The sequence below is a fragment of the Chitinophaga rupis genome, from assembly GCF_900109685.1.
In the GTDB taxonomy this organism is placed as follows: Bacteria; Bacteroidota; Bacteroidia; order Chitinophagales; family Chitinophagaceae; genus Chitinophaga; species Chitinophaga rupis.
Genome location: NZ_FOBB01000004.1, coordinates 89,069 through 109,328, shown reverse-complemented (window position 1 = coordinate 109,328; position 20,260 = coordinate 89,069). Strand labels below are relative to the sequence as shown.

The 20,260-nt window shown below is 46.1% G+C and carries 15 protein-coding genes; 4 read left to right on the top strand and 11 right to left on the bottom strand.

The window, feature by feature from the left end:
- Nucleotides 1-15: 15 nt before the first annotated feature.
- The 8 genes from BMZ54_RS17295 to BMZ54_RS17260 all read right to left on the bottom strand — a co-directional run bounded on the left by BMZ54_RS17295 (nt 16) and on the right by BMZ54_RS17260 (nt 12,410).
- Nucleotides 16-3,168, bottom strand: coding sequence for an efflux RND transporter permease subunit (locus tag BMZ54_RS17295; RefSeq protein ID WP_089914499.1), 3,153 nt, complete (start codon nt 3,166-3,168; stop codon nt 16-18).
- A gap of 7 nt (nt 3,169-3,175) precedes the next feature.
- On the bottom strand, nt 3,176-4,549 hold the full coding sequence (locus BMZ54_RS17290; RefSeq protein ID WP_089914496.1) for a TolC family protein: 1,374 nt from the start codon (nt 4,547-4,549) through the stop codon (nt 3,176-3,178).
- A 219-nt stretch (nt 4,550-4,768) separates the two neighbouring features.
- Nucleotides 4,769-5,590 (bottom strand): AraC family transcriptional regulator, encoded by an 822-nt coding sequence (locus BMZ54_RS17285; RefSeq protein ID WP_089914494.1) that lies wholly within the window; start codon nt 5,588-5,590, stop codon nt 4,769-4,771.
- A 139-nt stretch (nt 5,591-5,729) separates the two neighbouring features.
- The gene (locus BMZ54_RS17280) at nt 5,730-8,288 is read right to left on the bottom strand and encodes an RICIN domain-containing protein (RefSeq protein WP_089914491.1); all 2,559 of its coding nucleotides are present in this window, start codon (nt 8,286-8,288) and stop codon (nt 5,730-5,732) included.
- 29 nt (nt 8,289-8,317) lie between these two features.
- Nucleotides 8,318-9,931, bottom strand: a complete 1,614-nt coding sequence (locus BMZ54_RS17275) for an RICIN domain-containing protein (protein ID WP_089914488.1) — start codon at nt 9,929-9,931, stop codon at nt 8,318-8,320.
- A gap of 476 nt (nt 9,932-10,407) precedes the next feature.
- Complete coding sequence (locus BMZ54_RS17270; protein ID WP_089914485.1) at nt 10,408-10,992, bottom strand: Crp/Fnr family transcriptional regulator; 585 nt, start codon at nt 10,990-10,992, stop codon at nt 10,408-10,410.
- 116 nt (nt 10,993-11,108) lie between these two features.
- The gene (locus BMZ54_RS17265) at nt 11,109-11,876 is read right to left on the bottom strand and encodes an SDR family NAD(P)-dependent oxidoreductase (RefSeq protein ID WP_089914482.1); all 768 of its coding nucleotides are present in this window, start codon (nt 11,874-11,876) and stop codon (nt 11,109-11,111) included.
- Between the two features lie 87 nt (nt 11,877-11,963).
- The gene (locus tag BMZ54_RS17260) at nt 11,964-12,410 is read right to left on the bottom strand and encodes a VOC family protein (protein ID WP_202909277.1); all 447 of its coding nucleotides are present in this window, start codon (nt 12,408-12,410) and stop codon (nt 11,964-11,966) included.
- A gap of 252 nt (nt 12,411-12,662) precedes the next feature.
- Between BMZ54_RS17260 and BMZ54_RS17255 the strand changes: the two genes are divergently transcribed.
- From BMZ54_RS17255 to BMZ54_RS17240, 4 genes are all read left to right on the top strand, one after another.
- On the top strand, nt 12,663-13,856 hold the full coding sequence (locus BMZ54_RS17255) for an MFS transporter (protein WP_202909276.1): 1,194 nt from the start codon (nt 12,663-12,665) through the stop codon (nt 13,854-13,856).
- 244 nt (nt 13,857-14,100) lie between these two features.
- A complete protein-coding gene (locus BMZ54_RS17250) occupies nt 14,101-14,814 on the top strand; it encodes a hypothetical protein (protein ID WP_143081042.1) in 714 nt (237 codons plus the stop codon).
- Between the two features lie 78 nt (nt 14,815-14,892).
- A complete protein-coding gene (locus BMZ54_RS17245; RefSeq protein ID WP_089914469.1) occupies nt 14,893-16,032 on the top strand; it encodes a hypothetical protein in 1,140 nt (379 codons plus the stop codon).
- A 162-nt stretch (nt 16,033-16,194) separates the two neighbouring features.
- Entirely contained in the window at nt 16,195-17,115 is a 921-nt protein-coding gene (locus tag BMZ54_RS17240) for a hypothetical protein (protein WP_143081041.1), read from the top strand.
- 1 nt (nt 17,116) lies between these two features.
- On the opposite strand, the gene BMZ54_RS17235 is transcribed toward BMZ54_RS17240, so the two are convergent.
- The 3 genes from BMZ54_RS17235 to BMZ54_RS17225 are packed head-to-tail and all read right to left on the bottom strand — an operon-like array spanning nt 17,117 to nt 20,100.
- Entirely contained in the window at nt 17,117-17,941 is an 825-nt protein-coding gene (locus tag BMZ54_RS17235; RefSeq protein ID WP_089914463.1) for a class I SAM-dependent methyltransferase, read from the bottom strand.
- A gap of 9 nt (nt 17,942-17,950) precedes the next feature.
- Nucleotides 17,951-19,426: a B12-binding domain-containing radical SAM protein gene (locus BMZ54_RS17230; RefSeq protein ID WP_089914460.1), complete on the bottom strand. Its 1,476-nt coding sequence runs from the start codon at nt 19,424-19,426 to the stop codon at nt 17,951-17,953.
- An 11-nt stretch (nt 19,427-19,437) separates the two neighbouring features.
- Nucleotides 19,438-20,100 carry a HemK2/MTQ2 family protein methyltransferase gene (locus BMZ54_RS17225; RefSeq protein ID WP_089914457.1) on the bottom strand — a complete coding sequence of 221 codons (663 nt, stop codon included), beginning with the start codon at nt 20,098-20,100 and terminating at the stop codon, nt 19,438-19,440.
- Between the last annotated feature and the right edge of the window lie 160 nt (nt 20,101-20,260).

Genomic DNA, 20,260 nt, shown 5'->3' with positions numbered 1-20,260 from the left:
TTATGGAAGATCAGTTTAATCATTGCTTGCTTCATAGTACCTGCTTTCTTTATCCTCCGGGTGTAATGAGGGACTATGGTACGCCTGCTTGCCCATGATGCCGGTGTAAATTGCCGGCAGGAAAACAAGAGTGGTGATCGTGGAAAAGATCAGCCCTCCGATAACAGCAATCCCCAGCGGCGCCGTTTGACTGCCTCCTTCACCAAAGCCAATAGCCATCGGGATCATGCCGGCAATCATGGCCATGCTGGTCATGAGTATAGGACGTAAACGGTTACTGGCGCCCGTTACCGCAAAACCGGGTATCGCCTGTTTCCGGAATAATTCACCGTTGGTGATCAGCAGGATGGCATTGGCCACTGCTACGCCTACCGCCATGATAGCACCCATGTAGGATTGAATGTTCAATGACTGTCCTGTTATCAGCAGCATGAGCAGCGCACCGGCAATTACAGCCGGCACCACAGATAACACCGCCAATGATAAACGGAACGATTGGAAATTCACTGTCAGCATTAAAAAGATCACCACAATAGCAATCAACAAACCGGTTTCCAGTTCACTCATAGTCTGCGTAAGCAGGTCCGCCTGCCCCCGTAGCATAATTTTAACGCCCTGTGGAAGCTCACCTAATGAGGCAATAGCGCTTTTCACATCCTTCACAGCGGTACCTACATCCTTTTTGTAAATATTCGCTGTGATAGTAATGTACCGCTGTTGGTTAATACGGTCATACTCACCGGGCGATGTTGTCTTTTGAAAAGTCGTCACATCCCGCAGGTAAACAGGGCTGCCCGTACCTGCTGTCAGCGGCACCAGCCCCAGCTCATCAGCGCTATTCACACGGTATTGCGGATATTCCACCTGCACCTGGTACGCGGTACCTGTGTTTTTGTCGAGCCAGTAGCCCGGCTGCGTAAAGCGGCTGGAAGAAGTGGCGGCCACGGTGGATCTGGTGATCTGATCAACAGTTAATCCCAGCTGACCGGCTTTTACCCTGTCAATATTCAGCTTAACACCCGGATACTCTAGTGGTGTAGCAATCTGCACATCACGCAGGTAAGAAATACCCTGTAATTTTTTATTCAGGTCATTGGCGATCTTACTGCTTTGGGAAAGGTTTTTTCCCATAACAGCGATCTCAATCGGGTTGGCAGTCCCCATATTCACTACCTGTTCTACCATATCACCCGGCTCAAAGGAAAGTGTTGCTGTGGGCATATCCTTTTTCATGGCACTCCGCAATGCTTCTTTAAAAGTTTCGATGGCAATGCCAGTGCCTTTCTTCAGTTTTATTTTTGTCACCGATTCATGTGGTCCGCTTGTCCAGAGATGTATAAGATTTACGGGGTAGCTGGATGGTTGTACGCCTACAAAAGCAGAACTGATCTCTATCTGACCATTGCTAATACTATCTGCCAGATGTAGCAGTTGTTGGGTGGCTGTTTCCGTTCTTTCCAAACGGGTACCTGCAGGTAGTCTTAACCGCACCTGTGCCTGGCCGGCATCTGTTTTTGGAAAGATCTCCGTACCCAGGTAATAAAATCCTATCACCGTTAACCCTATCGCCAGCACAAAATATACCGGCGTAGCCCAGGACGCCTTTTTTACAAAACCATTTAACCATTCCTCATAACGCATCCGGAAATGATGGAAGCGTTTGGTGGCATTGGCCTCCCTGTTTGGGATGCGGTCTTTAAGCAGCCAGTGGGAAAAGACCGGTACCACTGTTTGAGAAAGTATGAAAGAAGCGATCATTGCAAAACCTACTGCCAGCGATAAAGGCAGGAACATAGATCCCGGAATGCCTGTCATAAACAGCGCCGGCACAAATACGGCTATCACGCAGAGCAGGATGAGCAGCTTCGGCAAGGCAATCTCCCGGCAAGCATCCCATATCGCCTTTGCCTTTGATTTCCCCAGCTCCTGGTGATGGTGTATGTTTTCAATTGTCACCGTCGATTCATCCACCAGGATACCGATAGCCAGTGCCAGCCCGCCCAGCGTCATAACATTCAGGGTCTGTCCGAAGATCCTCAAACAGATAATAGCCGACAACAGCGCCAGCGGAATGGTGATCACCACAATGAGGGCGCCGCGTATGTCCTGCAGGAACAGCAGCACCATTAATCCTGTCAGCAAAGCACCGAGAATACCTTCTATGGTTAAGCTTCTCAATGAATTAATCACGTATCCCGACTGATCAAATGTATACGTCACCTTAATATCTTCCGGTACTGCTGCCTGCATATCGGGCAAAGCCGCCTTTACTCTTTGCACTACATCCCAGGTGGCAGCGTCAGCACGTTTGGTAACCGGGATATACACCGACCGTTTTCCGTTAATGAGCGCGTAGCTGGTGGTTACATCAGCACCCAGCTCCACGTTACCAATATCCCTCACATACACTGCCGGACCAGCACCCAGCTTCAGGGGTACATTCTCCAGCTCCTTCACGTTCTCCACCACCGCGTTTTGAGAAGTGATCAGTGTCTGATCGCCCTCCCGGATATTACCGGCCGGCGTAATGCTGTTGGACTTAGCCAGCGCCTGTACTACCTCATCGGGCGACAAGTTATAGTCCCTGATCTTCTCCGGATCTACCTTTATAATAACTGTTTTCTGGTTGCCTCCAAAAGGAGGCGGCGCAGACACACCTGGAAGAGTAGAGAACATCGGTCTCACCTTGAATAAGGCAAGGTCCTGTATTTCTCCGAGGGAGCGGGTTTCAGAGGTAAATACCAGCTGTCCCACCGGCACACTACCCGCATCAAAACGGGTAATGAAGGGAGGCACCGTACCCGGAGGCATGAAGGCACGGGCACGATTCACATAACCCACCACTTCACCCATTGCCTGGCTCATATCGGTACCTTCGTTAAACTCTATTTTGATGATCGTAGCACCCTGAATGGATTTTGACTCCACATATTTCACCCCGGTGACATACAAAAAATGGTATTCATAGTAAGAGGTAATAAATCCTTCCATCTGCTCCGGAGAAAGGCCACCATAAGGCTGGGCAACATAAATAGTAGGCAGGCCCATTTTAGGGAAGATGTCAATTTTCATGTTCCTGATACTCAGCCATGAAAAAAAGACAATCCCGATAAAGGCCACCACCACGGCCAGCGGCTTACGCAACGCCATTGCTATTAATCGGATCATAACCGTGCTAATTAACCTGGTTTAAGAATAAATTGAGATCCCCGTTCACAGCAGCTTTATACAACAATGCTTTCCATACAGCCATATAGGCCGTTTTATTATCAGCTGCCGCTTTGACCAGTGCATACTGCGCCTGCACCAGGTCTGCAAAGTTGGCCAGGCCGGATTGGTAGCGGGATTGCATGGCCTTGTAGGAGAAACCGGCAGACTCGTAATACAATGGCGTTTCCTTGGATATAGCAAGGGCAGTGCCCAGCGTAGTGTCAGCCAGCTCATTTTGTTTCCTGACCTGCAGGGTCACCTCATTTAATCTTTCTTCATTGGACTGGATCAGCATATCCTGCTGCTGCACCTGTGATCTTACCTTTGCAAATTGCAGGATAGGAATGCTTAGCTGTAACCCAACGCCGTAGTTGTATCGCTGAAACGCAAGGCCGTCAGTAGATTTCACATTACCGCTGTAATCAATCCCGGAACCTCTCGCGTAGGCAGTGCCCCACATGCCCAGGGTAGGCAGCATTGTTTTTCCCAATACCTTTTTACGGGCTTTGCTCAATTCAATGTTGGAGTTATACAGCGAAAGCAGCGGGTTTGTCACAGTATCCGCAGGCAGGTAAGCAACGGGCAACCTGGTAAAATAACTGGTGTCGGTAACCGCAGGTAAACTGTCCGTAGCCAACAGCCCGGAAAGGGTAATGATCGTTTGTTCTTTATACTTGCGGCTGTTCAATAACTCTACCTTTGCCCTGGACATTTCGGCTTTCAGTAACGCAGTATCCACTCCTGGCTTGATACCACTTATCACCAACCCCCTGGCTACTGATAAAGTAGCTGCTGTGCGGGCAATGTTTTCATCGTAAACTTTTTCCAGCTCAATAGCAGTAATAATATCGAGGTAGGCATTAATCACCCTGATCTTATGCTGAAATATTTCATTTCCCGCATCCGCCTTTGCATACTGTACCCCGGCTTTGGAAAAATCCACCTGCGAGCCTCGTTGCCCAAAAGTCACGGGTTGCCAGTTCAATAATAAGCTGGTAGCGCTGCCGAATACGCCATTGTAATTGTTAGCCGGGGAGGGGGGACCACTGATCGGTACTAGGAACTGTGGATATGCCATGCCGGTAATGTTGTTATAGGTGGCATAATTCACCTGGTATGAGGCATCCAATGAGGGAATGAGGGAGTTTTTGCTGGTAACGATGGCCTTTTCGGCTGCTTTTACATCCCACGCTTTGGATTTTAATAACGGATAGTTTTCTTCCGCCAGCCGCAATAGCTCTTTCAGCGTTTTACCCGTTGGTGATTGTGAAAACACCATCTGCATGTTCATCAACAGGCAAACGAAACATAATAATAGCCTCAACAGCACGCTGTACATATTCGTTTATTTAAAATCAGTGCGATATATCAAACTCCGCCTGCCACCCTGGTTGTGAGCGCAATATTGTAAATAACCGTACGGTTTTATGGTATATTTGAAAATATTGTGGTATTAATATAGAATTAAGATAGCACCTTAATCACAAACAGCTCAGACCTTTCCTCACCAAACAGCTGGTGCTCACGTTTCTCAAAATCTTCCCCAGGCTGTCAAGTATCAGCCGTTTTTCCGGAAGGAAAGAGGTGTTTGTCCGGTTTTGCGCTTGAAGTATTTAACGAAGTGAGAGGGATCGTTGAAATCAAGCAGAAAAGAAATTTCCGCAATGGTATTATCCGTATATAGCAACAATCTTTTAGCTTCACTGATAATAAATTCAGACAGTACATCTTCTGACGACTGGTTGACCGCTTTGCGGCAGGCGGCATTTAAGTTCTGGGGAGAGGTGCTAAGTTGTTCCGCGTAGTAGTGTACTTTATTTTTTACCGTTTGTTCCGCGTCCAGCAGTGCAAGAAATGACTGATACAGGTTGGAGGTGATCTCCGCATTACCTGTATAAGGCTTTATATCTTCCAGCACATGGGCCAACAGCGCTTTCAGTAAACCTTCTGTCATGTGGAAAGCATATTTTCCTTCTTTCTTATTCGTTTCCGTAAGCAGCTCAAGAAGCATGCAGGCCGTGGCATTATCTTTTGTGTGGATGCAGCTTTCCCTGCTGATCTGCGCAAAAAGGGATTTTAATTCACCATCCAGGCTTTCTTCAATGAACGCCTTTTTGATGATGATAACAAACCCGTCCGGCTCACTATCCAATTCCCAGTAATGCGCCTGGTCCTTCCGGATGAAATACATAACGGGAGGGGCCACCTCAAATTTCCGGGAATCAATAAAGTGGTAACCGCTGCCCCGGGACAGATAAAGGATCTCAAAGTAGTTATTATGCTTATGGGGGGTAGTCTTCCTGATTTCTTTCCTGAACGGAGAAACCTTAATTGACTTGCCGGACTCGTTTTTATCTTTTACTTGCAATTTAGTGACCATACATCTTTCATGGAGAGGGTATCACCGGGCTCTCTAAAAGGTCAATTTACAATGTTTTGCTGGTATCAGGTAATGGAACTACAAAAGGGACAGATCATATTTATGATGATCTGTCCCTTTTGTAGTTCCTGATAGTTCCTTATTGCTTAATAAATTTAAACACCTGGTATTTTCCCTTTGATCTTAACCGCACGTAATACGCACCGGCCTTCAGCCCCTCAACTACAATAGAGGTTCCAAAGGATGATAGCTGCAGTTGCCCTAAACTATTATACACTTCAATATTCACGGGGTTCTTAATCCCAGCAGTATAAAGTATGGTCATGGCCGGGTTAGGATACACTGAAATACCGGCTATACCGTCTTTTCCTGTAGTGCTGCTAATGGTAGCTGGCATGGTTGCACTCAGCCGGCTTAATTTCCACTGGCCGCTGGTTTGATTCACATCCGTCCATTGCTGAACATTCCCTCCGTTAACAGTACTGAAATCAGAAACCTCCACCAGCTTACCACTGTGTTTTGCTATTATTTTATAATAATCGTTGTCAACAGGCACCATTAAAAATTGCTGATTGGCGCCACCCACATAACCCCATTGTTGTACATTGGCGCCATCTGCAGTACTGACCCCGGATACATCCATCGATTTTCCGGATCCAACGCAAATAATTTTATAAACATCATTCCCTAAATGGGTAAACATAAATTGCTGATTGGTGGTACCCATAAAGCCCCATTGCTGGATATTGCAGCCATCCTGTGTGATCATATTGGCATCAACATCCATATACAACCTGCTGAAACGGTTCTGGAGGTAATAGGTGCCTGCAATAAGATTCACTTTCCTTACCTTATTGGTACTCTGCGCCAGGTTTATGAGGGGATCTGCGCTAAATACATTGGCGCCATCCAGCGGTGAATAAATTTCGAGGCTCGATTTCAGCAAATTGCCATCCACCATGGCGTTTATTTCTTCGGCAGTCATACCGGAACGATAGAAGAGTAAGGTTCTATAGTTTGCCGCCGGGGCGTTTGATCCGTTTAAGTCGAAGGTGGTGGTAACAATTTTTTCAGCTATGGAGCCTTGCAGTACTTTATCGATATAAAGGAACGTTTTACCCATCGCATAATAATGCGTGAGCGTTACCTTATGCCATTGGTTGTCGTTAAGAACAGTAATTCCTGGAATGCCGGTTGAGGAGGCCGATGAATAATCCATTTTACCCGCAGCATTGATCACTAATTTATTCAGCCCTGCAGCGGTGCTCAGCTCTGCTACCTGCCCGGTTGATGAAGTTTGTATATCAAAAGAAAGGGTAAAGGGATGAAGGATCTCCTCCGGCTTGATCTGAATCTTATAACCACTGGCCGGGCTTAAGCTTAACGAGGTACCATCCACCCGGTAGGGCTGGGTTTTTCCTGCTTTTAAGGCATCGAACAGGGAAGGAACAATGGCATACTCAAATTCAAGATGCCCGGCATCGTTGGGATGCAGATCATCATATTTGTAACCCGTGGCCCATCTGCCCGCACCATTATCAATCGCTCCTAACAAATTTACACTGGCCACGTTCCAGGAATGGATCAGCAAATTCATTTGCTTAATGTAATTGTATTCCGTGGCCGTGTAATCTTCACGGGGGTAGCAATTGGTTATAATGGGTTCAATGCCTTGTTGTCTTGCTTTGTTGATAAGCAATTGCAGGTTGTCTCTGAACTGGTTGAAGATTGCTTGTCCGCCTGTAGTGATACCCTCATTCCCTAATGAAAGCGCATAAATAACATATCTGCTGCAGAGGGGTAATAAGTCATTATCCCAACGGTTTATAACGCTAATGGTGTTGTTGCCGGGCACTGAAATATTCGACACATTCCATGGCTGACCCACACCCCTGTTTGCCCGGGCAGTAAGCAGCTGGGCATAGAGCTGGGCATATCCCTGGTTGTTGGTGGCGCCGGTTCCTGACGGAACTGAAGATCCCATAATGGCTATGCGGCTAAGATCCTTTGAAGGGCAGCTGGGCTCAAAAACAACAGGATCAACCTGGCTTATTTTCATTACTCCCAGATAGCCGAACGATCCTTCCGTCCTGGTTAGGGTAAGGTTTATATGGCCATTATCATCCGGCATTATTATATCTGAGGTTAAAATGGTTTTCGTATTGCCATTGTAACCTGTTCCTCCCAGGTTGGTTCCGGAGGTTTGTAACGTTCCGTTGTAGAACGTAGCGCCGGTTAGTGAATACGTGGTGACCCGTTTCTCAGGATCATTCCGGCTTCCAAACAAATTGAAAACATAGCCTTTTGTTTTATCCAACCCCCTTATAGAAAGGCTGGAAGATGCGGTGGTATGGAAATAATCCTGCGTAGCTGTGGGAATAGCAAGATCACCTAGTAAACCAGCATCCGGTGATAATAAACCTCCGTTTTGAATACCATTGGAAAGGAATCCGGAAGTGATCTTAATATACGCCCCGGTAGCTGCATTTGCTTTATCTACCAGGTTTACCTGGGGGGCAGTGGTATTGATATTGGTTACATTGTTCCAGTAATTGCCATTTCTATCAGGACTGGTGGTGATATTGCCGTTGCTAACATCATTGGGTCCAAAATCAACATAAAAAGTTCTGAGGGTTTGCGCATACGTATCAACGGTGCCAAGGCAAAGGATCAGTAAATAAAGAAATAGTTTTTTCATAGCAAAGATGTGGTTTGAGGGATTCTAATTTATAGTCTTATAAGCTGCCACTGCTCACTGTTGCCTCCGTGGTAACCATATTGAATAACGCTTGCCCTTTCGTCAGTAGAACCGCTAAGCACATCCAGCACTTTGCCGGAATGAACGAAGCTGAGCGTATAATACCCGTTTTCCGGCGAAGTAATAGACACCTTTTGGTTATTCCAGCCAACATAATCCCAGATATGAACGATAGCCATCGCCTCTGTAGATACATCTTTCAGGTCAAGCGCTCTTCCGCTGGCTACATTAATAATTTTGTACTGTCCGTTGCCTAAACCGGTGATCGTCCAGCGCTGGGCGTTAGTGCTGTTCCAGGTATATTGTTGTACGATGGTTCCATTTGCGGTATTGCCATCCCTGCAATCCAGCACTTTGCCGCTATTGCGGTTAACGATCCGGTAAGTGCCATCGGCAACCGGCTCATAGGGTTCAGACGGAGTTACAGCCTGTAAAACAACAGAACCTTCTGCTTCCATAGCACGAACATCGCCTGTAGGAGTAGCCGCAGACCATATATTCCAGGAAACGTTGTAATCGTAGCGCCTCCAGCTCCATGCTGCAAGGCATTGTTTGGTGAGATACTCCCGGTAGGTACCCCAGAGATTATTCTGGGTGGCCATCAGGCTTAACCCACGCACAAACTGATCCGCGCCAAAATCGCCATTGGCCGGTTTGTCCTGGTTCAGGATAGGCCATGTATTTATAACATGCGCAGCCGCAAATTTTGCATCATCAAGATAGGAGGCTGTTCTTGTGATCTGATAAAGTGCATTGGCTGCATTAACAAACAATCCGCTGTTATAAATATTGTCGTCTGAAGTAACACTCAGGCCATTAGGTCCCCAGCCTTCATAAAGTCTGCCGGTAGTGGTGTTTAAAAGCCTGCGTGCCCAGGCATAGGTTGCAATGCATTTATTCAGCACATCCGTATTACCGGTTGCATTATAGATCATGCAGCCTGCAATGATGAAGGGATAATTACTCAGGGCAATTTTGCCGCCGTTCGGTACATCTTCCATGTTCTCCCAGATCCCGCCGTCGTACACGTTATTCCAGCCCCGGTTATACACTACATTCCAGTTGGTGACCGCTGCATCACGGTATGCCGTATTGCCGGTGATCTGGTAGCCGCGGATCAGCGCGATAATGGCCCATTCAATGTCATCGTTCCAGCTATCCCATGAAAGGTCTTTGGTAGCTGCGGGAGTGATCTCATTGGCGATAAAGGTGTTTAGCAGATCAATGATCAGCTGTTTGGCATCCGCTCTCTGTGACTTATCGTAGAAGTCCTCCACTCCGGTGATCATGTAAGCCTGGCCCCACATGAAAGCTCTTGACCGGTCCGTTAAGCTATTGCAGAAATAGGTTTGACCACCTGAGCGGATCAGGTAAGCCCTTAGCCAGCCATCGTACACCTGGTCGTCAATACCCGGATCAATACCACCTCTTGCCAAAGGATTTGAATTTATGTTTTCAGTTTCGGGAACAGCAGGGGAGGGGGCGGGTTTTTGTTCATCCTTAACACAGTGTGAGAAAAAGGCCGTAATGCATAGCATTATCAGTAACCATTGCCTGGGTTTCAGGGCTGTAGAGTTTTTCATAAATTTTTGATTTTGGTTAATTGTTTAGTTACATATATTATTCATGGAGAAACTGAATGACGTGGTCAATTGTGGTGTTGTACAGCATAGTGCTCAAACGCCGGGTATTGGGCAGGCCATTATCATTAACAGCCGGTTCGTTCATATAATCGTAGGATTGCTTTGGGTATAACAACCTGATTTATGGACGTAAAGGTGGAATTTTCATTATTGGGTAATATAGGTTATGACCTTTTAAGGAACCGGATCTAAGTTAATCACTAATGGAGCGGGATTGGCCGCAATAACGCCGCCCGGTAAAAAATCTAAGGGTTTTTAAAATTATATATTTTATAATCAATGGTTTATATGGCGGCTTGTACTGAAAAATCTAAGAGGTAAGGGATAGGTTCAGGGCAAAAGACCAGCTCTTTATGCTTCTTTCCCCAATTTTCGAGCTGTTCAATAATGGGTTTTAGCTCATAGCCAATAATTAACTACTTTTCCGGTTTTGCATAATTGCTTCTGATCCGGCTTAATGTTTCCCGTGTCAGCCCTAAGTAGGATGCAATCATGTGGAGCGGCACGCGATTAAAAAAGTCAGGATATTTTTTAATGAAGTTTTCGTAACGCTTTTCTGCGGTATCACTGATATTGCTCAGGATGCGGTTTTGGCTCGCATCAAAACTCCGCGCATCAAGCTTCTCCTTAAAATTATGAAAGTTGGGAATAGTTCTTACAAGTTCGTCAAGATCGCTCTTGCGGATCAATATTAGCTCACTGTCTTCTAAAGCGTCAATGTTACCTTTCGCCGGATCTCCTGAATTGTAGCTCTCGTAATCAGCTATCCACCAGTTTTCTACCGCAAACCTCAAGATGTGTTCAGCTCCGTTATCACCTACACGGTACAAACGCATGCAACCCTTTGCAATAAAAGAATTGTAGTGACAAATATCACCTTCCTGTAGCAAATATTGCCTTTTACGAAGCTTTTTTGTTATAGCCTTAACACGGAACTGCTCTATTTCATGATCGGTAAGGAGGGCATTCTTTCTCAGGTATTGTGCAAAATTTTCAAACATTACCGGTTACTTTATTGCAAAAGTAACGGAATAACCGGCCCGATACAATATCTGGGTACAGCCTTTCAGAAACCTCATACATAATGGGGTTTCTGAAAGGCTTAGGTATTTATGAGTTATTTCAGGACTGTTATGTTTATAACACCGCCATCTGCAATAATTTCAGTCCCCACTACGAAAGAGGATTCGTCTGAAGCCAGGAATACAGCTGCTTTTCCTATATCTGATGGCTGCCCGATCCTTCCAATAGGAATTAGATCCGTCCACAGATTTTTGACATGCTCAACCTGTCCAGCGGGTACGAATTTATCAAAAACCGGCGTATCAATAGTGCCGGGGGAAAGTACATTTACCCTTATATTCCTGTCTAGCAGATCCAGAGAGAATCCGCGTGCAAACGAAATTACGGCTGCTTTAGCCGCGGCATAAGTTGACTGGCCGGGAAATGCCCTATGCCCGCTTATAGAGCCGATCAAAACAATAGTGCCTCCATCTTTCATGTAGGGTAATGCCTTTTGTACAGTGAAGTATACACTTTTCAGGTTAAGGTTCATGTAATGATCATATTCCGTTTCGCTGATAACGGCTACTGACCCCATTCTCGCGCCTTCAACGGCACCTCCTGCATTTACAACAAGGCTATCTATCTTTCCGAATTTTCCGGAAGTATCCCTGAAGATCCGGTCTAGGTCTTCCATTTTTGTTACATCGGCATTTATTCCAATGAAATGGTCACCTAATGCTGCAATACTACGGTCTAATGTTTCCTGGTTCCTTCCCACAATTGCCCCAACGGCGCCTTCGCTTTGAAAAGCCATTGCAATGCCCAATCCGATGCCGCTATTACCTCCTGTAATTACGCTTACCTTATTCTTTAGTTTCATGATATTTATTTTTATCACGGCAAAGTTCAGGTAACAGGGTGCTTGCTTCCGAGGATATTTGTCAAATAATATGCGTGATAAATGTCACTATTGTTCAAGGTGCCGGATATCCTTATGGGTCACTACATTATGCTGAGCGTCCAGTGGTATCAGCGGATTGGTGCCAATATCCCACAGGTTACCTTCCACATCCTGCACATACCCGGTATAGGCGCCGAAGAAGGTTTTTACAGGGCGTTTTATAATAGTGACCCCTTTGCTTTCCAGTTGTGCAAACAGCTCATCTACTTCTTTTTCACTGTTTACAATATACCCTAAAGCATAATGCCGGTTGCTGTTTTCCTCATAGGCAATTTTTGCATCTTCCATTAATGCCCGTGCGGAAAAAAAGGAAATAAGGCTACCGTTGATCTTATAAAAAACAATATCCTTATTCACAGCTTCCGGTGTCCAGCCGAACTTTTGCTCATAAAATGCACGCATGGCGGACAGATCTTTTACACCGATTGTAAAAATGCTCAGTCGTTGTTCCATAGTTTGCTTTTTTTGAACTAAAGGACCGCTGCAGGCAACAGCGATCAGGATAAAAATAATAAATGGCAGGCTCAGGATCTTCATGCTGAAGATGTTTGTTCTGCACAAAATTAAGGAAAAGACCTGCCGGGCCTTTGGAAAAAAACGACAATCCATAATACTTCCTTTTGCGTTGATCACGCTTCCGTTTGCGTTGACTGCCCTGTTATGGGCGTTCTACCTTTGCAGTATATAAAGTATCCTTTTTCAGTAATGCAATTGCTAAGAATAAAACCAGCCAACCCTTTTCCTGTATTGCTTTTGGCTACATTCATTGACCTGTTGGGCATCGGCATTTTACAACCTGTATTGCCATTCCTTGTGGCACAATACACGCATACGCACATTGCATCTTATGTAGGCGTTATAACTGCATTATTTGCTTTCTGCGAATTTGTGGCAGCTCCTGCATTGGGATTATTAAGTGACCGGTATGGAAGACGGCCGGTATTGCTGTTAAGTATGGCAGGATCGGCACTGGGTTATTTATTGCTGGGCTGCGGCAAAACATTATGGCTGCTGTTCCTGGGAAGGATCATCGACGGATTAACGGCAGGAAACATCAGTACTATTTTTGCCTATGTGGCAGATATTACTCCCCAGGAGCAAAGAGCAAAGCGCTACGGGATGATAGGCGGCGCAATCGGTTTAGGCTTTATCATAGGGCCTGCAATAGGCGGCTTTGCTGCCCGCTGGGGGCTGTCCGCGCCTATGTACATAGCAGCTGCAATGTGCCTGTTTAACCTGGGCTGGGCCTGGTTTGCCCTGCCCGAAACTGTATCATTACAATCAGCGTATACCCGGTTCCGTTGGGCAGATGCTAATCCACTGGCAGCGTTTAAAGGTATCCGGTCAAATCCAGGATTGCAGTCGCTGCTGCTGGCGTCAGTATTTCATTTTATAGCATTTGCGCAGCTGCAGGGGAATATTACCGTCTATTTCAAAGAGGAGCTATCGTGGAATGCTGCTCAAATGGGCATTATATTTTTGCTGGTCGGCATTGGCGACCTGGTTACGCAGGGGTACCTGGTAGGCAAGCTGCATAATTTTTTTGATGAGCGAAAATTATCCGTGACCGGTATCAGCATTGCGGGCGCAATGTACCTGGTCTTTGCCTCGTTCATGCGTTTTCACATTGCCCTGGAGGTGTATGTGGCTTATCTGATCTACGCTTTCGGCAAAGGATTGTTTGAGCCTTCCATGAGCTCCCTGGTTTCTAAGACCGCCAACGACAATGAGCAGGGAAAAGCCCAGGGAACTTATCAATCATTGCAATCATTAACCAGGGTAATAGGGCCCGTTACCGCTGCTTTTTTATATAACATCCATAAAGGTCTGCCTTATGTTGTTTGCGCAGTGCTAACATTTATTTCCGCGATACTTTTTTTGCGGTTAAGGAAGGCGTAATAGCTCAAAGGCCAATCTTTCTGCTGCTATAAAATAGTTCCAAATATTACCTTTACACGCATTGGTATGCATCATGAGAACATTTTTGCTGGCTGTAGTAAAGCCGGAAGCTCAGTGCCAGTTATTTATTTTAATGGGTGTTGGCTGCAACCCTTTTGCAGTAAGCATTTTAGCTAAATTTAACTAAAGAAAAACGATGCGTATGTAAGGTTCCTTGAGTAAATTCAATACAAATTTTTTTGTTATGAATAAACTACTCAATTTACCTATCCTCGCATCCCTATGTGTTCTAAGCTTAACCGCCTGTGTTAAAAATGGCGTTAATGACATCAGCATATCAAAAGACGTTACCCCTGCTGAAGAAAGCAAGATCAAACCACCCACTACACTGGGTACCTGCAATGCCGAAGGTTATTATTTTTATGAATCCGGGGTAGAAGATCCCCCGCATTCTTTCGGTATACAGATCTACAGCACGGGCTGGAGCTCTGCGGTGGTTGGCATTAAGGAGTATAACTCCTCCGCACCCTTCACCAACTATACGCTTTCAACACCTACCAGTAACATTGTTACACTGGTTTCAGGTATTGACAACCTGAAAACCTATGATGTGCAGCTGACACTTACCTGCTCTGACGGTACGGTAAGCGTGTCCGGCATCCGGCATGATCAGCTGAAAGGTTATGATGTGGGTACCAGCCTTTCCAACAATGTTACGGTAACCAGCGCTACGTCGCCCAGCAGAACGATCACTATCCGTAACAATTTCAACTTTACTATTTATGTTGGGCTGTACAGCTTCACCACCGGAGCGGTGCTTTACGGTGCACAGGCATTGGGCTCCGGGGCGCAAACGTCCTTTTCATCGCTGGCGCCCGGTAAATATGGTGTATTGCTGAACAAGTTTGATCCCTTCTCCGGAACAGCCGCCTATACCCGGGTAGTAAGCCTTCCGTAAACGCCCATACACCGCTTGTTTGTTAAGCCGTTGTAATATCCTTTTAGCCCCCTGGCTTTGTTAACTAAAAAATCCTTTATGAAAACTTTACCACGCGCAGTATACGTAAAAAATTTGCTGACCCTTTTCCTTTTTGTATTACTTACCGGCAGCTGCCAGCGCGATATTAAAGACGCCGCGCCCTCAGCCCAACCGGTGAGCTTATCTGACAAACTCACACAACTAATTAAAGAAAGCGGACATTCAGTTTACATACCTGTCAACAAAAGTGTGCCCGGTATATTAATGGATGCTCGGGGAAATGAGATTAAAACCAACAGAACAGCAAAGCTGTTAACCACGCCGGATGAGATCTGCGACGATCCTTCCCTGGCAGTGGTAGGCCCTCATACCCTGAATGGCGTGAACCATACGCTTTACGATTGCCAGAATATTAAACACTCCCTTACGGTTGACTGGACTATTCGCAGCTCCTTTGACCTGGTGAATGCAAATCCTGCTACGCCTTCCCAGATCAGTAAAGGGCGGTTAAGGATTAAATCCGGTACTACCATTACGTTCCAGGATCTGAACATTCCGCTTACCGCGCTCACCTACACCGGGGATGATCCTAATGAACCCGGCGTAAAGCTGTACCACCTGGTGTATACTAAGAATAATATTGATCATCAATACCTGTCGCCAGGCGCGTTTACGGCCATAGAGGTATCTGTGGTAGTGTATTCGGATTGTACAGCTCCTTATTCCACTTACTTTATTACCACACCGTATGTGGCTGCATTTGCGCCCAGCATTGGCCTGAACCCTTGTGAGCGGGTAGATCAGGTGTACATTAACCCGGCTACTTCGCAAAGCCCTCCGCCCTCGGTTAATGATTGCGGCTCCATTGCAGGCAGCTATGTGGTTGGCAGCCCTGGCCCCTGCCAGAATAATACGCCTAATATGGCCAGCCAGGTACAGGTGAAAAAAACAGGTGATCCGGATGCCAATTACCGGAACATACAAACCAAATTGCCCGGCACCACCACTTATTCAACAGATGGTTATGTTTATTACTGGGAAATAAGGTACATAAAACAATTGCAGGATTATGTGCCCAATGCAACCAACTTCCCGGCTAGCTTTACTTTCCGGTGGCGCAATGTGGATGGAACAGGGGCTAATACCTGTTTTGGCCCGTGGGCAAATCCGGTGAACTATACGATCAGTGACTTTTAAGGTTGTAAAATAAGCAGGGGGGGAGGCAGGAATGCCTTCTCCTTTGTATTTGCAGGTCTCCGGGCGCCTGCCGTACAGCCTCCGGTTTTTTTAATATTTTCTACCCTGGCAGACAACCAATAAGCTTCCTCGTGCGTATACTTTATAGACCGTTTCCCATATATGATACAACTTCGAGAGAGCGTACTTAAGGTAGTAGCTTATTTTGACTTGTTTAACTACCCGGTTACACTGGAAGAGATCCGCCATTTCCTGGACCAGCCGGTTCATGGAGATGTGCTGCCTGCTGCCCTGAAATCCCTGCTGGATAAGCAATTACTATGGCAGCATGGCCAGTATTATAGCTGCAAGAACGATCCGCAATTAGTTGAAAGGAGAAAGCAGGGCAACCAGATGGCGGTAAAACAGCTGAAAAAAGCCATGCGGGTAGGGCGGGTGTTGTCATGGTTTCCGTATGTGCGGGGAGTGGGTATTTCAGGGTCTTTGTCCAAGAATATTGCCTATAAAGGATCCGACCTGGATTTTTTTATTATAACAGCTGCCAACCGGTTATGGATTGCGCGGTTCTTTTTATTCCTGTTGGCCAAAACGGTTAAATTCTTTGTAAGAAGACACTTTTTCTGTTTAAACTATTATGTGGATGAGCAGGCGCTGGAAATTGAAGAGCAGAATATCTTTACTGCCATTGAAACTATCACTTTATTACCAGCCTGTGGTCGAGAGGGTTTCCAAAATTTCTTTTCATCCAATCAATGGGTGAGCGAATATCTACCTAATGGCAGCTTCAGAAAGCTGCCTGCAAAAGATATGTCCCGTTCAATCATTAAACGGGTTATGGAATGGGGAATGAATAACGGCATGGGCGATCGTTTGGATAACTGGCTGATGGAACGTTTCAGCGCACATTGGAAGGTTCAGCGGACACTGAACAAGTTCACATCGCACAATGTTCCTCTTGGTGCGTTTGTATCGGAGAAACATATTTGTAAACCGATGCCTCATTACTATCAGCAAAGGATACTTGGCATGTTCCAGGAAAAAATAGACCAAATACAGGCGCAATACACGCTGGTAGCAGACTAAACTACTTCTTCCTCAATGTAATAATGTAATAATCCCCTATATACTTCCAGGGCCACCGGCTTTTGAACCGGTTCTCCAGCTTCATTAAAAAGCGATACAACCGGGGCAGTTTATCCGGAAAGCTTTCCAGGTAAGAAGGCGGCACAATACTGCACAAACCCTCCAGGCCCAGTACTTCATAATCCTGCTGCAGCGTGCTGGTAATAAAAGAGGGTTTGTAATACCAGCAGGTGAAGGGTACACCTTCTACATAAGCGGTTACGCCATTCTTACTGTTAAATCTTCTGAAAGCTGTTTTGAAATGGCCGCGCAGCGCCAGCAGGGTTTCCCACAGGCAAAAAGGTGGCAGTATGGCCAGGGTTATCTGCCCTTTGGGTTTCAGCAAAGGCCCAAAGGAATGCAGCACCTGATCCAGCTGCCCGGTACAATTCAACCCGGCAAAGTTGGAGAATATAAGATCATAAGGGCCTTTATGCTGTAAGGACGGCAAGGCGTTAAAGGAACACTTTTCAACAGATACCCGATCATTTAACTGGTGTGCCTTTACCTTTGCTGCCAGTTTTTCCAGCATGCCTTCGGCCAGGTCAGTGGCATGCACATGGTGGCCGGCTGCTGCAAAGTACACCGTGTCTTCCCCGGTGCCTGCATTCAGCTCCAGGATGTGGCTGCCCGGCGCCAGGAAACGCTCCACCTGCGCCCGTACACGTGCCCGTTTATATTGAATGATCTTATTAGGAGTATAAATGGCATCAAATATAGCCGACTGCTTGCTAAAGGCAGTTGCTGCCTGTTGTTCATCCATCGTATGTTGCTCACCCTGTACCATGCCAGGTAATTATTTTTTTGAAGAAGAAGGTTTTTCCAGCGTATGCAGCTTGCGTTTGGCAATAAAGGCGGCCGGTATATAATAGGCCGCTGAAAGGGCTTTCCGTAAAGTTTTTTTTGTGGCCTTACCCGGGTGGGTGAGCAGGTGCTTAATGTTGGCAAAAGCCAGGTGTTTAAGATAGCTCCTATGTGTATACTTATACAATTGTTTGTAATAGGCCGGCTGATAAGTGTTTTCAAACATCAGCGCCAGCTCATCAGAATCGGTCCAGTTGGTTTTTTCTTTCAGGTCTGCTTTTACCTTATCGTAAAATACAGTACCCGGTAATGGATAGGATACGGAAATGCCTATGCTGGAAGGCAGCAGCTCATTGATCATGTCAATGGTCTTATTAATATCCTCCTTGGTTTCGCCCAGGTAGCCGAATTGTATAAAAAAGGAAGGTTTAATACCGTGCTCCTTTAATAAATGGGTGGCTTTATGGATCTGTTCAATGGTAGTGCCTTTGTCCATAGCATCCAGTATCTTCTGGGAGCCGCTTTCAGCGCCCATCCAGATGTTCTCGCAACCGGCGCGGGCCAGCGCTTTTACATAATTATCCTGCACCAGCAGATCGGCGCGGGATTGGATCTTGAACCTGAAAGAGAGCTGCTCTTTTTCTACCAGGTCTGCAAACTCATTTACCCAACCGGGTTTCAGGCCAAAAATATCATCACAGAACCAGATGTGGTCAAAGTTGAATTGCTTACGCAGGTATTTTATTTCATTCACTACATGCTGCGGGGAGCGGGAGTTGTAACGGTTGCCATATATGGGTTTGGCGCACCAGTTACATTTAAAAGGGCAGCCGCGGGTAGTGCCCATGTTTATGGAAAAGTAACCCGCATGCTTTTGCCAGGAGTGGCGGTAAGGCTCCATATCCACCAGGTCCCAGGCTGGCATAGGCAGGGCATCCAGGTCACGCATTACACTGCGGCCGGGCGTTTTAATCACATGGCCGTTTTGTTTGTAGGCCAGGCCCATAATGCCGGAAACATCTGTTGCATTATTATCAATGGCAGTTACCAGCTCCAGCAGGGTCATTTCTGCTTCCCCTATCAGGATGAAATCAGCGCCTTCATCCAGGTATTGCTCATAATGATCTGTGGAGTCGGAGCTGGAAACAATAACCGTACAACCCTTTTCCTTTGCCAGTTTGGCCATGCGGAAAGCGGCTTCCCGCATGTTGGTAAGGCACATTTTGGTGAGATAGTTGAACCCGTCGTCATAGATCACAAAATAGTCAGGCTGGTGGGCTACTATCCGGGGCAATACTTCATCCGGATTGCTTACGAACATGGTATCAAACAGGGATACTTCATAACCTTTTTCCCGCATTAATGCCGCTGCATACAGGGTACCCAGGGGGGCATACGGCTGCCCCATTGACCATTGTTTAGGATCAAAACGCATAAAGTACGAATGGGAAAAAAGTATACGGCTCATGCAGTCATTATTTAATTGCGCTCAATCTTAAAAATGTAGATCTCCTCCATCAGGTTCTGCATGGAGTGCACACGGTTTAACCGGCAGCCATTCTTAATGGCCAGGTTGCGGATCATAGTTTCATCACAGCCATCGCTCAGCGTCATTAACACGGTGGATTGTCCATGCATATAATCCGGCAGGGAGTGGAACAGGCGGTCAAAATACTCTCCATTCTCCCCGCAATACCAGGCATGTTCCGCAAAGGTTTGCGGCTGCTTTTTATAATATGGCGGGTTAATGGCAATAATATCAAAGGTACGGGAAGGGATCTGCTCAAACAGGTCGGAGTGGACCACTTCCATTTTCACATTATTGGCGCGCCCGTTCTTTTCCAGGTATTCAACGGCAACGGGATTAATATCCGTAGCCATTACATTGGACCCTTTGCCAGCTACAAAGATAGAAATAAGGCCGCTGCCCGCCCCCAGCTCCAGGAAAGAGCTTTGCTGCAGGGGCAGGCCGCTGATATAACGCAGTAAATACTTGGTGCTGAAAAAGAAGGCCGGGTGAAATACCTCCGGGGGAATTAAAAGCTGTACCCCTTTAAAGGTATACTTCCTTGTTTTAGAAAGATACCTGACCAGTAAAGGCTTATAAAAGCGGGTGACCAGGTATTTTACAACGCGTCTCATGTATATGTACTGGATTGAATGACAATATATTTTTATCCGTAACTTATTTTAATAATATAAGTTAGTTACAGTACGCAATACAGCCATAAAAGGTTGCCTGGTGTGGAAAAATTTGTCTTCGGAATTTAGCCTATCATTGCCCCATCTTTTTAACTTACTA

Coding starts and splice junctions, on each gene's coding strand:
- BMZ54_RS17295 (WP_089914499.1), bottom strand. CDS start 3,168: ATGATCCGATTAATAGCAATGGCGTTGCGTAAGCCGCTGGCCGTGGTG.
- BMZ54_RS17290 (WP_089914496.1), bottom strand. CDS start 4,549: ATGTACAGCGTGCTGTTGAGGCTATTATTATGTTTCGTTTGCCTGTTG.
- BMZ54_RS17285 (WP_089914494.1), bottom strand. CDS start 5,590: ATGGTCACTAAATTGCAAGTAAAAGATAAAAACGAGTCCGGCAAGTCA.
- BMZ54_RS17280 (WP_089914491.1), bottom strand. CDS start 8,288: ATGAAAAAACTATTTCTTTATTTACTGATCCTTTGCCTTGGCACCGTT.
- BMZ54_RS17275 (WP_089914488.1), bottom strand. CDS start 9,931: ATGAAAAACTCTACAGCCCTGAAACCCAGGCAATGGTTACTGATAATG.
- BMZ54_RS17270 (WP_089914485.1), bottom strand. CDS start 10,992: ATGTTTGAAAATTTTGCACAATACCTGAGAAAGAATGCCCTCCTTACC.
- BMZ54_RS17265 (WP_089914482.1), bottom strand. CDS start 11,876: ATGAAACTAAAGAATAAGGTAAGCGTAATTACAGGAGGTAATAGCGGC.
- BMZ54_RS17260 (WP_202909277.1), bottom strand. CDS start 12,410: ATGGAACAACGACTGAGCATTTTTACAATCGGTGTAAAAGATCTGTCC.
- BMZ54_RS17255 (WP_202909276.1), top strand. CDS start 12,663: ATGCAATTGCTAAGAATAAAACCAGCCAACCCTTTTCCTGTATTGCTT.
- BMZ54_RS17250 (WP_143081042.1), top strand. CDS start 14,101: ATGAATAAACTACTCAATTTACCTATCCTCGCATCCCTATGTGTTCTA.
- BMZ54_RS17245 (WP_089914469.1), top strand. CDS start 14,893: ATGAAAACTTTACCACGCGCAGTATACGTAAAAAATTTGCTGACCCTT.
- BMZ54_RS17240 (WP_143081041.1), top strand. CDS start 16,195: ATGATACAACTTCGAGAGAGCGTACTTAAGGTAGTAGCTTATTTTGAC.
- BMZ54_RS17235 (WP_089914463.1), bottom strand. CDS start 17,941: ATGGTACAGGGTGAGCAACATACGATGGATGAACAACAGGCAGCAACT.
- BMZ54_RS17230 (WP_089914460.1), bottom strand. CDS start 19,426: ATGAGCCGTATACTTTTTTCCCATTCGTACTTTATGCGTTTTGATCCT.
- BMZ54_RS17225 (WP_089914457.1), bottom strand. CDS start 20,100: ATGAGACGCGTTGTAAAATACCTGGTCACCCGCTTTTATAAGCCTTTA.